This window comes from Methanocaldococcus jannaschii DSM 2661 (genome assembly GCF_000091665.1).
GTDB classification, from domain to species: domain Archaea; phylum AGJL01; class Methanococci; order Methanococcales; family Methanocaldococcaceae; genus Methanocaldococcus; species Methanocaldococcus jannaschii.
Genome location: NC_000909.1, coordinates 144806 through 157728, shown reverse-complemented (window position 1 = coordinate 157728; position 12923 = coordinate 144806). Strand labels below are relative to the sequence as shown.

Here is a 12923-nt window from a genome sequence, read left to right as displayed (position 1 = left end):
ATTACAAACTGCGAAAGTCCCGTAAAAACATGAGGGCCATGCATAGGCTTCCACATCCCGGTGAAATCTGGATACTCTGCCGGGCCACCAGCCCACCTGGTGGATGGCTCGGCTCGGGGCGCCGAGGAAGGGCGTGGCAAGCTGCGATAAGCCCGGGGGAGGCGCAGGCAGCCGTGGAACCCGGGATCCCCGAATGGGACTTCCTGCCCCATTTGGGGCGCTCCCGTTAGGGAGCGGGAACGCGGGGAAAAGAAGCATCCGAGTACCCGCAGGAAAAGAAACCAACAGGGATGCCGGGAGTAGGGGCGACCGAAACCGGCACAGGGCAAACCGAATCCCTACCCGTAAGGGTAGGGAGATGTGGAGTTGCAGGGCCCCCAATACAGACCCCCACTGGGAAGCCGAAGTCCCCTGGAATGGGGCGCCATAGAGGGTGAAAGCCCCGTAGGCGTAACCAGTTGGGGGTCTTGGGGTGTCCCTGAGTACCGCGCGTTGGATATCGCGCGGGAAGCTGGGAGACATTAGGCTTCCAACCCTAAATACGTCCCGAGACCGATAGCGAACTAGTACCGTGAGGGAAAGCTGAAAAGCACCCCTTGCGGGGGGTGAAAAGAGCCTGAAACCAGGTGGGTACGGAATGGCACGGCCCGAAAGGTAACCACCCCGAAGGAAACTCCCGCGAGGGAGGAGTACGAGGGGTGGCATGCCGGGGTCGTGCCGTCCGTTTCGAAAAACGGGCCGGGGAGTGTACGGGTGTGGCGAGCCTAAGGGGTTCAACCCCGGAGGCGTAGGGAAACCGACATGCCCGCAGCCCTTATGGGTGAGGGGCGGGGTCTTAATGGGCCCGGAGTCACACCCGTACGACCCGAAACCGGGCGATCTAGGCCGGGGTAGGGTGAAGCCCCTCGCCAGAGGGGTGGAGGCCCGCAGGGGTGTTACCGCGCAAAGTGCTCCTCTGACCCCGGTCTAGGGGTGAAAAGCCAATCGAGCCCGGAGATAGCTGGTTCCCCCCGAAATAACTCGCAGGTTAGCCGGGGGTTAGGTAGATGGCGGGGTAGAGCCACGGATAGGGTGTTTAGGGGGCGAGAGCCTCGGCACCCTGTCAAACTCCGAACCCGTCATCGCCGTAGCCCCCGAGTGAGGGCATACGGGTAAGCCGTATGTCCGAGAGGGGAACAACCCGGACCCGGGTTAAGGCCCCTAAGTGCCGGCTAAGTGTAAATGAGAAGGGAGTCCCTGGCCTAAGACAGCGGGGAGGTTGGCTTAGAAGCAGCCATCCTTTAAAGAGTGCGTAACAGCTCACCCGTCGAGGTCAGGGGCCCCGAAGATAACGGGGGCTAAGCCGGCCGCCGAGACCCGGGGGGGCTGAAAAGCCATCCGGTAGGGGGGCGTCCCGCGGGGGTAGAAGCTCGGCCGTGAGGTCGGGTGGACCCCGTGGGAACGAGAATCCCGGCAGTAGTAACAGCAAAGTGGGGTGAGAATCCCCACCGCCGAAGGGGCCAGGTTTCCACAGCAACGGTCGTCAGCTGTGGGTTAGCCGGTCCTAACCCCCGGGGTAATTCCCTGGGGGGGAAAGGGAAGCGGGTTAATATTCCCGCGCCACCGGGGTACGTGCGGCAACGCAAGGCCAGCTCCTGACGCTTCGGGGTAGGCCGACCACCCCCGTCGGGGTGGCCAAGCGCATAAGCCCGGGGAGTGCCGTAATGGCGAGAACCGGGCAAAAGCGTGATGGGCCCTCCGTTAGGAGGGTTCGGCTGAGCCCTGGAGCCCGTGAAAAGGGAGCTGGCAAGGATCCCCGGTGACCGTACCCAGAACCGACACAGGTGCCCCTAGGCGAGTATCCTAAGGCGTGTCGGGAGAATCCGGCCCAGGGAAGTCGGCAAATTGGCCCCGTAACTTCGGGAGAAGGGGTGCCTGCGGTCTTCTCTAAGTGAGGGGACCGCAGTCGCAGTGGCCAGGGGGGTCCGACTGTTTAATAAAAACACAGGTCTTGGCTAGCCCGTAAGGGTGTGTACCAAGGCCGACGCCTGCCCAGTGCCGGTACGTGAAACCCGGGTACAACCGGGCGAAGCGCCGGTAAACGGCGGGGGTAACTATAACCCTCTTAAGGTAGCGAAATTCCTTGTCGGGTAAGTTCCGACCTGCATGAATGGCGTAACGAGACCCCCACTGTCCCGGGCCGGAACCCGGTGAACCTACCATTCCGGTGCAAAGGCCGGAGACCCCCAGTGGGAAGCGAAGACCCCGTGGAGCTTTACTGCAGCCTGTCGTTGGGGCATGGCCGTGGGTGCACAGCGTAGGTGGGAGCCGTCGAAGCCACCCCTCCGGGGGTGGTGGAGGCGCCCATGGGACACCACCCACCCATGGCCATGTCCCTAACCCCGTAAAGGGGGACACCGGCAGGTGGGCAGTTTGGCTGGGGCGGCACCCCCCTGAAAAGGCATCAGGGGGGCCCAAAGGTCGGCTCAGGCGGGTCAGAACTCCGCCGTGGAGTGCAAGGGCAAAAGCCGGCCTGACTTGGTCGGTAAAAGAGGCCGACCAAGAGGCGAAAGCCGGGCCTAGCGAACCCCTGTGCCTCACCGATGGGGGCCAGGGATAACAGAAAAGCTACCCCGGGGATAACAGAGTTGTCGCGGGCAAGAGCCCATATCGACCCCGCGGCTTGCTACATCGATGTCGGTTCTTCCCATCCTGGGCCTGCAGCAGGGCCCAAGGGTGGGGCTGTTCGCCCATTAAAGGGGATCGTGAGCTGGGTTTAAACCGTCGTGAGACAGGTTGGTTGCTATCTGCTGGGGGTGTTGGCCGCCTGAGGGGAAGGTGGCTCTAGTACGAGAGGAACGAGCCGCCGGCGCCTCTGGTCTACCGGTTGTCCGACAGGGCATTGCCGGGCAGCTACGCGCTAAGGGATAAGGGCTGAAGGCATCTAAGCCCGAAACCCTCCCCGAAAATAGGCGGCCAGTCCTTCGGGGACGAGGGCTCTCCTATAAGAGGAGGTTGATAGGCCGGGGGTGTAAGCGCCGAGGGCTTTGCCCGAGGCGTTCAGCCCGCCGGTACTAATCGCCCAAGGGCCCGGCAGGGTATCCAGACACTAAGCGGATGTGGAAGCCTATGCATGGCCCAAAAAAAGGAATGGAAATTCTTGAATGGGTTATATGGGTGTATAGTTATTATTTTATTTTATCACATTATATCAATAAATTTAAATATACAAATAAAACTGAAAATAAAATTTTGTAAAAGAGATAAAAATTACTTCTTCTTTTTCTTCTTCTTTTCTGGCTCTTCTTTTGTAATAATTATTTTTTCTGCTTTAATTACTGCATTGTATAAGACTATTTTTATTCCTGGTGGAAGCCCAGCAAATGTTCCTGGAAGAGTCATAGTTGGTACTTCAATTCCTTCAACTTCTTCCATCTCTTCTTCTACTTCTTCCTCTTCAATTGCCTCTTCTTCAACTTCAGCACCTATTCTTTCAGCACATGGGTGTCCTTTTTCTTTTAGGAACTTGATTAATTCATCAGTTGTTTTAACGTCTTCTTCTGTAGCTATCTTATCATACAACTCTTCTGGTATCGCATCTTTAACTCTCTCTTTTAACTCTTTCGGTAACCAAACAACCCTCTCCCAACCACCGTCTCCCTGTAAGAACTTAGGGGATTTCATATAAGATATTGAAATACCAACGAACCCAGGAACCTGCTTTCCACCACTACACTGCCCAGCTAAAGTAGAGAATGGAATTCCCATTGGAGTTTCTCCTTTATATCCCCTATGTGCTATACCAAATCCATCAACCTCTGGGATGTAGAAGACAATAGCCTCAAAGCATCCGCAAGATGTGCAAGGTTTTTCTAATGCACTATGTAGGGTTACCTCTTCAACAGTTCCTTGAGACCTTTCTCTAACAACTTCATTTACTCCAGAGTAAATTCCTAACTTTTCATCCAAGCATTCTCCTTTAGGTATTTCAAATATCGGTCCGTTAGGGTCTATTTTAGCAGCAGCCCTTGCATCTAAGTAGTTTATACCTCCACACAACGCTGGTCTGTCTGGAGTTATAACACACACGTGTGTTGGAGCGAAACTTTGACACATCACACAACCATAGAATACATCAACATCCTCTTCATGCAGTGCCTTAGTTTTCTCATCTCTTTTGTTGTAAATTTCTCTTGCCTTTTCTAACTCTTCTTTAACTTTTTCTGGGTCTGTTATGATGGTTACATCACATTTTTCTATAAACGGAAACTCTGCCTTAAACAATCTTTGAACGACTTTTCCAATATGCTTTAATCTCAATCCCTTATTAAAAGAATCCTTATTTATTCTTATCCATACTTGGTCTCTTTGGTTTAGGTGCATTACTCCTTCTATGTAATTTAAAAACTCATGGATTCTTCTTTCTAAAACTCCTTCTAAATCTTCCTCCAAATTACTTCCACTAACTTCAACAATTATAGCGAATGGGTTTCTACTACCCTCTTCCATCTCATCAATATCTTTTCCTATAATTTCAACCTTATCCTCTGCTTTATTTACAACTTTTACCAACTCAAAACCATAACTCTTCGGCCCTGCAAGTTCAACATACATATCAGGGCCCCTAACTCTCTCCCCCTCATTCATCGGCCCAACAGAGACAGGGATATCATCAAACATGCTTTCTCACCTTTAAGTGTTTTTATAGGTTTTCTTTAGCTTCTTCTCTCAAAATTTTAAGTATTTTTTTTCTTTTCTCTTCTTTCATCATGTCAAGTGTTTCTTCTGATACTAATAAGAGGGCTTTGTCCTTACAAGCCTCTACACAGGCTGGAGTTATTCTATCAACATCCAAGCAGAGGGTGCATTTATGAGCAACCCTGTTTTTTATAAATATTGCTCCTATTGGGCAGGCAATTGCACACATTCCACAAGCAATACATCTCTCCTTATCTACAATTGGAATGCCATCTTTTAGATAGATTGCATCAACAGGACAAATCTCTTTACAGGGAGCGTTTTCACACTGCATGCAAAATATTGGAATGCCATCAACCTTCCTTACTCTACTCTCTCCATGAATCTCTTTACAGATGTTTATACAGTCATAGCATTTGGTGCATTTTTCTGGATTTAAGACGATAATTTTTGGGTTCATTCTACCCCTCCAATAACTTCCTCAAATAGTCTAAATATTCTTCCTTGCTGAGATTTGGGAATGAATAAAGGGTATTTGGCTGATAATATTTGTCTATTGATATTGTTACCACATTTGAGAACTGTTTTAGATGAGTTGCTGCCTGAGCTAAGTAATAGTAAGTTATTCCAGTGAATAGGGCTAAATCATAATCACTACTTGCCAAATATTTCATTATAGCCATTAAATTCATTTCTTCCGGTGTTTTTATTGTTTTTAAGTTAAATTTCTCAATTAATTTGCTGATTAGCTCTTTCTCATTTTCCTCCAAATTCTCTCCCAATATTAAGATTGGTTTTTTAGCCCTTCTAATCATCATCTTAACAAGTGTTGGAGATGTTATTTCAGCATGTGCTACATTGCTCCCAGCTGTTGGGATATAGGCAATAAATCTCTCATCCATTACTATCACCAACTTCAGAAATTTAAAGTAAAAGAATTAGGAGTTAATACAATATTGTTGGGTCTTGTGGATATTTCTCCAATGGCTTCCATCCTTTTTCTTCTAAGTATGCCATTATCTTATCTTTCATCATAAATGGGATGTCTTTTTCAGTTCTAACGAATTTCTCTAAATCTGGAGGCATTCTTCCAAAGTATTTTTCATAGACATCAACGTAGTGGTAAATCTTATTGGCTCTACCTTTTGGAGTATCGTTTGGCCTCATACATAGCTTTGGAATCATGCAGATGCATTCTTTAACATTCTCAGCAGTTACAATCAAATGCTCTGGAGCTGGCTCTATCTCCAAAATTTCTCCTGTTTTTTTATCTTTAACTTTGAATTTCTCTCCATTGCTTAAATACAGCCTTCTATACTTAGCTCCATGAGGGCCTAAAATAACAGGGATTCCCCATCTATTGACTCCAGTAGCAATTGCAGCAGCCTTTTGACTCATAGCACCCCATGCAACACCAACAGCTCCAACTTTGTTTAGTATGTAATCTGCAACTTCAGCATAGTTTCCTCTCAACGGAACTTTGGCAAAGATGTTGGCAATTTTTATAGCAGCTCCAGTAATGTGGCAGTTTGAGAGACAAGAACCACAATTTACAAGACCTCCAGCCCTAAATTCACCTGGATACTTCTCATATAATGTTTTTCCATCTTTATCTTTCCACATTCCAATTGCCATTGCTGCACAACCAGTTGCTACAACTATATACTTCCTCTCCAAGAACTCCTTTGCAATCATCGCTACTTCTTCCTCACCATTTGGATGGTTTGAACATCCAACTAAAGCAACAACTCCAGGAATATCTCCAAATACAATTGGAGCTCCAACACTTCTAATTTCAACATCTTTTATAGGCCCTCTTCCAGCCCTCATCTTGAACTTTAAGTCTTTATAGTATGCCTCTCCAACCTTTGTAGTCATGCTAACTATTGGCAAATTCCTTGGACAGATAGCTTCACATCTTCCACAGCCATAACATCTCTTATACAAATCAATGAATCCTTTAAAATTACCCTGTTTTGCTAAAGCCATTGCTTCCTTAACTTTAAATGCATTTGGACAGTTTCTGTTGCACCATCCACATTCAGTGCATTGTTTTGCCAACTCAACAACTTCATTTAAATCTGGTAGGGTTTTTCTATCCTTTCTCTCCTTAGCAACTATTTTAGCAACTTCAACAGCAACTTTTCCAACTTTCTTCTCATCTAAGAGTAAAGCTGCCCTATTTCTCAATAAATAGCCTATAATTTCATCCTCATCCATGTGGGAAACATCCTCTAATCCCAAACACATCTTCTCATTTGTTGCTATCAAGACAGCTCCAGTTTTTAAAACCTCCTCTAAGATATCTGTTCTAATACACTGCTCATCTACAATTACAACATCAGCAACCCCACTTCTTACAAACATCAACTGCCTTGATAAAGGCCCTACAACCTTTGGTTTATCTGAAACCCTTGTGATGTCTATAGCTGTACAACAGATACCGCAGACCTCTACTTCATCCTCCATACTGTTTTCTTCTAAATACTCTAATATGTAGCTACCTGGGACTACGTTATGCCCAATACACAAGATAACTGGCTTACTCTTGTCTATGCAACCAAACCCTAATTCTATTAAAGGAGCATCTTCATCTCCTTTTGGCATGTTGTAGGCAACTATTTGGGCCAAATCTCCTGCTTCTCTTGCTAAATCATCAATCATTCCTGCATGTAACGCTTTACTCTCAAAATCTAAGTAATCCCCTTCCTGCCCAGTATGTGCCGCTGATAATAAATGAGTTATCTGCTCTTCACAGTAATCTAAGATTTTCTCTAAATCTCCAAGTGTTTTTGGTTTAATACCAGTTACTGTCCTTGCTATTGGTGCCTCAACCTCTATTTCATTACCCAAATCTATTGGATAATCTCTTCCCAACGTCTCAATTAGGTGATGAACTAAATGCCTACTATGTCCAGCATGACATGCCGCTCCAATACAGCAGGCAATTAAAACAATTCTTGCCTGTTGAGCTTTGATATTTAAACCACAAGCTCCTTTCTTCCCTCTGCTTAAATCACACTTTCCAAAAGTACAGAGACAGCATAAATCACAGATTGGCATATAGAATGGAGGATATCTCTCTAAGAGCTTAAAGTCCCAGTGTCTTAATGTAGGGATTTTTGGCATTGGAGTAGGTCCCATTGGTTCCCATTCTTCTTCCTCTTCTTCTCCAAACTTTATACTCATGGATATGTTTGCGTTTTTCATCTTAACTAATGGTGTAAGGAGTTTTTTAATGTCCATTTCTACGTTATTCCCCATAACCATCACTTCTTAATTGTCATGATTAATCATTATAATTTAAGGTTAGTTTTTAAAACTTTAATATATAAAGTTTGTTATGACTAAAGCCAAGTTTGGTATGAAAATAAGGACTGAATTTTTCTTTTAACAAAAAAATTACGCATTTTAAAAATTGTTTTGTAGGGATTTTTAAAAATGAGTATCTATTAATTTAAAAAAATAAATTAGTGTTGGCATAAAATATAAAGTTTATGATAGGGCATTTATCTTTTCACATTGAGATTTATCACAATCTTGACGTTCTTCATAATAATTTGGATTCCTCCCTCTTTTGCTAACTTGGTTATTAACTCACCAACTTCAATGCCTTCTTTTTCCTCTTCAGTAGCTTTAACCTCTTCTTTCTCTTCTTCGACTTCTTCAACAACTTCTTCCTCTGTCTTTTTAACTATTGGATGTCCTTTTTCTTTTAGGAACTTGATTAATTCATCAGTTGTTTTAACGTCTTCTTCTGTAGCTATCTTATCATACAACTCTTCTGGTATCGCATCTTTAACTCTCTCTTTTAACTCTTTCGGTAACCAAACAACCCTCTCCCAACCACCGTCTCCCTGTAAGAACTTAGGGGATTTCATATAAGATATTGAAATACCAACGAACCCAGGAACCTGCTTTCCACCACTACACTGCCCAGCTAAAGTAGAGAATGGCAAACCAAACGGTGTCTCTCCTCTAAAGTTTCTATGGGCTACTCCAAATCCATCAACTTCTGGGATGTAGAAGACAATAGCCTCAAAGCATCCGCAAGATGTGCATGGGTTTGTTAAAGCACTATGTAATGCCATCTCTTCAACACTTCCTTGAGACCTCTCCCTAACAACCTCATTCACACCTGTGTAGATTCCTAACTTTTCATCTAAGCATTCTCCTTTTGGTATTTCGAATATCGGTCCGTTAGGGTCTATTTTAGCAGCAGCCCTTGCATCTAAGTAGTTTATACTTCCACAGAGGGAAGGTCTGTCTGGTGTTATAATACATACATGAGTTGGAGCAAAACTCTGACACATTACACAGCCGTAGAATACATCAACATCTTCCTCTCTTATGGATTTTGTTTTTTCATCTCTCTTTTTGTAAATCTCTTTGGCTTTCTCTAACTCTTCTTTAACCTTATCTGGGTCTGTTATAATAATTACATTACACTTCTCAACAATTGGGAAATGTTCTTTAAAGAGTTGTTTTACAACTTCACCAATGTGTTTTAGTCTTAAACCTTTGTTAAACGAGTTTTTATTTATTCTTATCCATACTTGGTCTCTTTGGTTTAGGTGCATTACTCCTTCTATGTAATTTAAAAACTCATGGATTCTTCTTTCTAAAACTCCTTCTAAATCTTCCTCCAAATTACTTCCACTAACTTCAACAATTATAGCGAATGGGTTTCTACTACCCTCTTCCATCTCATCAATATCTTTTCCTATAATTTCAACCTTATCCTCTGCTTTATTTACAACTTTTACCAACTCAAAACCATAACTCTTCGGCCCTGCAAGTTCAACATACATATCAGGGCCCCTAACTCTCTCCCCCTCATTCATCGGCCCAACAGAGACAGGGATGTCAAATTCAACTACCTTAACCTTAACGCCTTTCATTTTTAGGGCATTTTCTACTATATTATCAATGTCTGAACTCTCTAAAGCTCCTTTAATAACTGGAACCTCATTGTTGGTTATAACTGGGACTCCAGCTTTTATACATCCAGCTCCAGCGGCTAAGGTTATGTTATCCAACTCTCCCAAAGCTACAACAACAGCTGGAACTCTGTTTTTTAGATAGTCTATAATTTCTTCTGTTTTTCCAGGCTCAATTCCTCCAAATATTAATGGAGCTCTTATAGCCAAGTTTGCAGCGTGTATTGCTGAGGTTATTTCATTTCCAACTGGAACAAGGAGTTTGTCTAAACCATACTCAATGTCAGCTTCATCCATCTCTTTAACTATATCTCCAACTAATAACGCCAAAATATTTCTCTTTTTTATGTCATCTATGAGTTTTTTTAGCTTCTCTTTATCTCCAACTTTTCCAATAACTACTAAAATTGCAGGGATTTTTCCTTCTACGAGAGGAACTCCTAAACCTCTCAAAATTTCATCAGGAATAAAGCCAACATATGGCTCTTTGTAAGGTTTTTCACTCTTTGCATATTTTAAAGCCTCAATCGCTTCAGCACATATTAATGTTACAACTCCAGCATCTAACGCATTTTCTAACGTTTCTTCATCTTTTATCTCAAGTGAGTTAATTAATTCTTTTAAGTCTTTGACTGTCTCTATCTTTTTACCTAAAAGACCGTATATAATTGGTAGGTTGTAATTTGTTCCAGGATAAGATACTTTTAGGTTCTCATCTTCTTTCTCTAAGATTTCTTTTGTTAAATTTAGAACTGTTTTCCCTCCTTCTATTATATTGCCCACGACCATCGTTTCACCATATAAACGAATTTTCAAATATTCGAATTTACCATATACAGTAGTCTAATTTTAAGTTTATGCATTACTATATAATAGTGGTTACGCATTGCGAAAAATTTAATACAAATAACTTATTAAAGATTTTAATATCCATGGTAAAAATAGCACAAACCTAAGCATTAATTAAAAATTTCTATGACTTGCAAAATAAAAAATAGGGCTTTTTTAAATGTTTCTATTTGATTTTTTTAGTAATATCTGATTTTTTTGTTTATTATTTAGTAATAAAATTTTATATTGGCATCTTACTACCATCTTTAAATGTTCTCAAAACAAGAGTTACTTTACATCCATTAACATTAACTAATGGATATATCTTCTCTGCTAAAAATTTTCCTAAGCTTTCTATATCCTTTAAAATTGCTATACAAACGGCATCATATTCTCCAGTAGTTTGATAGAGTTCAACTATTTCATCAAGCTCTTTTAATTTATTGAGGGTTTCTTCAACCTTAGATGGTTTAATATATAAACCTAATATGGCAACTACTTCAAATCCCAAATTTTTTGGATTTATAGATGCATGAAAACCTGTTATGATTCCTTTTTCAGTTAATCTTTTTACTCTATTCCTTACAGTCCCCTCACTAATACCCAATTCTCTCCCAATTTCTCTAAATGATTTTCTGGCATTTCCATTTAAAATTCTTAGAATTTTTAAATCAATTCTATCAAGCATTTAATCACCAATACAATTTATCTTCAATTTTTACTAAAAATTCGCAGTACTCATCACCCTTTCCACAACATTTTGTTTCAACAGCATTGACTTTTCTTCTTAGCTTTTTTTCCAAAGTTCCAGCTATTAGTCCAGCCTCAAAATGACAGAGGGTAGTTCCAACATTTGGAACATTATGGCAAGATATGCAGTCTTTTAAAATTAGAATCATCTCATTTTCTTCAACTTTTTTTACTTCTAAAATGCCAATTTTTGCCTTCTTTAATATTTCTGCAAAGCTTTCGAGTAAATTGTCCCTATCGACGTATCTTGAAATTACTTCTCTACCAATATCTTTTCCAATATTGTAAATTATTGCTTCAATGCCACATCCAGCAGTTAAAACTCCTATTCTTACTGCTTGAAATATAGATAAGGGTATTAAATTCCCTAACGTTCTTTCTGGAGGATGGTTGTTTATTAAATCCTCAATATCTTTTTTAATTTTTTTATGTAAAAGCTCTTTATCCATTTTAACATCCCCCATACAGTCAAAGATTTATATAACAAATGTAGGATTATTCATTAATAAAGCTTGTTTATTCTGATACCATGCTTAGAGATATCGCATTTGAATTTTTTATAATGATTGCCTTGGGTATTTTTATTGGTTATATCATAGCAGAATACACAGATAACAATTTATGGATAGTTGTATTTTTGTTATTAGGCATTTTTTGTGCATTTGGAAGGTTATTTAAAATGATTAAAGATTATGAAAAAAGGTGATTTTATTGGAAAAAACACAGGAAAAAAAGATAAATGACAAAGAGGAGCTTATAGTTAAGGAAGAGGTTGAAACAAATTGGGATTATGGCTGCAACCCTTATGAAAGAAAGATAGAGGATTTGATAAAGTACGGTGTTGTTGTAGTTGATAAACCAAGAGGTCCAACGTCTCATGAGGTTTCAACATGGGTTAAAAAGATTTTAAATTTAGATAAAGCTGGACATGGTGGGACATTAGACCCAAAGGTTACTGGTGTTTTGCCAGTGGCTTTAGAGAGAGCTACAAAAACAATACCAATGTGGCACATTCCACCTAAGGAGTATGTTTGTTTGATGCATCTACATAGAGATGCGTCTGAAGAAGATATATTGAGAGTTTTTAAAGAATTTACTGGAAGGATTTATCAGAGACCTCCATTAAAAGCAGCTGTTAAAAGAAGATTGAGAATTAGGAAGATTCATGAATTAGAGTTATTAGACAAAGATGGTAAGGATGTTTTATTTAGGGTTAAATGTCAATCTGGGACTTATATAAGGAAATTGTGTGAAGATATTGGGGAAGCGTTAGGAACATCTGCCCACATGCAAGAGCTAAGAAGGACTAAAAGTGGATGTTTTGAGGAGAAGGATGCTGTTTATTTACAAGATTTGCTTGATGCTTATGTATTTTGGAAGGAGGATGGGGATGAAGAAGAGTTAAGGAGAGTTATAAAGCCAATGGAGTATGGGTTAAGGCATTTGAAGAAGGTTGTTGTTAAGGATAGTGCTGTTGATGCTATCTGCCATGGAGCAGATGTCTATGTTAGAGGAATAGCTAAGTTGAGTAAAGGCATTGGTAAAGGAGAGACTGTCTTAGTTGAGACTTTGAAAGGGGAAGCTGTAGCTGTAGGAAAGGCTTTAATGAACACAAAAGAGATTTTAAATGCAGATAAAGGAGTTGCTGTTGATGTTGAGAGAGTTTATATGGATAGAGGGACTTATCCAAGGATGTGGAAGAGGAAGAAGTAAATTGAAATGGTG

General features: G+C 41.7%; 9 protein-coding genes and 1 rRNA gene. 3 read left to right on the top strand and 7 right to left on the bottom strand.

Annotation, left to right across the window (positions count from 1 at the left end; all coding sequences use genetic code 11):
- The first annotated feature begins 75 nt into the window (after positions 1 to 75).
- Positions 76 to 3077: ribosomal RNA gene (locus MJ_RS00815) — 23S ribosomal RNA — on the top strand.
- Between the two features lie 172 nt (positions 3078 to 3249).
- Here the strand turns inward: MJ_RS00815 and cdhC are convergent.
- From cdhC to MJ_RS00780, 7 genes are all read right to left on the bottom strand, one after another.
- Positions 3250 to 4659, bottom strand: coding sequence for a CO dehydrogenase/CO-methylating acetyl-CoA synthase complex subunit beta (cdhC, locus tag MJ_RS00810; protein WP_010869651.1), 1410 nt, complete (start codon positions 4657 to 4659; stop codon positions 3250 to 3252).
- A gap of 22 nt (positions 4660 to 4681) precedes the next feature.
- Entirely contained in the window at positions 4682 to 5137 is a 456-nt protein-coding gene (locus tag MJ_RS00805) for a 4Fe-4S dicluster domain-containing protein (RefSeq protein ID WP_010869650.1), read from the bottom strand.
- Between the two features lies 1 nt (position 5138).
- The gene (gene cdhB, locus MJ_RS00800; RefSeq protein ID WP_010869649.1) at positions 5139 to 5579 is read right to left on the bottom strand and encodes a CO dehydrogenase/acetyl-CoA synthase complex subunit epsilon; all 441 of its coding nucleotides are present in this window, start codon (positions 5577 to 5579) and stop codon (positions 5139 to 5141) included.
- A gap of 43 nt (positions 5580 to 5622) precedes the next feature.
- Positions 5623 to 7947: a CO dehydrogenase/acetyl-CoA synthase complex subunit alpha gene (cdhA, locus tag MJ_RS00795; RefSeq protein ID WP_010869648.1), complete on the bottom strand. Its 2325-nt coding sequence runs from the start codon at positions 7945 to 7947 to the stop codon at positions 5623 to 5625.
- 239 nt (positions 7948 to 8186) lie between these two features.
- On the bottom strand, positions 8187 to 10406 hold the full coding sequence (gene acsB, locus MJ_RS09290; RefSeq protein ID WP_083774537.1) for an acetyl-CoA decarbonylase/synthase complex subunit alpha/beta: 2220 nt from the start codon (positions 10404 to 10406) through the stop codon (positions 8187 to 8189).
- A 283-nt stretch (positions 10407 to 10689) separates the two neighbouring features.
- Entirely contained in the window at positions 10690 to 11136 is a 447-nt protein-coding gene (gene ptr1 / locus MJ_RS00785; protein WP_010869646.1) for an HTH-type transcriptional regulator Ptr1, read from the bottom strand.
- A gap of 4 nt (positions 11137 to 11140) precedes the next feature.
- Entirely contained in the window at positions 11141 to 11647 is a 507-nt protein-coding gene (locus MJ_RS00780) for a V4R domain-containing protein (protein WP_064496407.1), read from the bottom strand.
- Between the two features lie 80 nt (positions 11648 to 11727).
- Between MJ_RS00780 and MJ_RS09440 the strand changes: the two genes are divergently transcribed.
- Positions 11728 to 11904, top strand: coding sequence for an AtpZ/AtpI family protein (locus MJ_RS09440; protein ID WP_010869644.1), 177 nt, complete (start codon positions 11728 to 11730; stop codon positions 11902 to 11904).
- Positions 11901 to 12911, top strand: coding sequence for an RNA-guided pseudouridylation complex pseudouridine synthase subunit Cbf5 (locus tag MJ_RS00775; RefSeq protein ID WP_010869643.1), 1011 nt, complete (start codon positions 11901 to 11903; stop codon positions 12909 to 12911). Before MJ_RS09440 ends, MJ_RS00775 begins: the two co-directional genes overlap by 4 nt.
- Positions 12912 to 12923 lie beyond the last annotated feature (12 nt).

Excerpts from the sequence above, each read along its gene's own strand:
- acsB (WP_083774537.1), bottom strand. The coding sequence starts at position 10,406 with ATGGTCGTGGGCAATATAATAGAAGGAGGGAAAACAGTTCTAAATTTA.
- cdhC (WP_010869651.1), bottom strand. The coding sequence starts at position 4,659 with ATGTTTGATGATATCCCTGTCTCTGTTGGGCCGATGAATGAGGGGGAG.
- cdhA (WP_010869648.1), bottom strand. The coding sequence starts at position 7,947 with ATGGTTATGGGGAATAACGTAGAAATGGACATTAAAAAACTCCTTACA.
- MJ_RS09440 (WP_010869644.1), top strand. The coding sequence starts at position 11,728 with ATGCTTAGAGATATCGCATTTGAATTTTTTATAATGATTGCCTTGGGT.
- MJ_RS00780 (WP_064496407.1), bottom strand. The coding sequence starts at position 11,647 with ATGGATAAAGAGCTTTTACATAAAAAAATTAAAAAAGATATTGAGGAT.
- cdhB (WP_010869649.1), bottom strand. The coding sequence starts at position 5,579 with ATGGATGAGAGATTTATTGCCTATATCCCAACAGCTGGGAGCAATGTA.
- ptr1 (WP_010869646.1), bottom strand. The coding sequence starts at position 11,136 with ATGCTTGATAGAATTGATTTAAAAATTCTAAGAATTTTAAATGGAAAT.
- MJ_RS00805 (WP_010869650.1), bottom strand. The coding sequence starts at position 5,137 with ATGAACCCAAAAATTATCGTCTTAAATCCAGAAAAATGCACCAAATGC.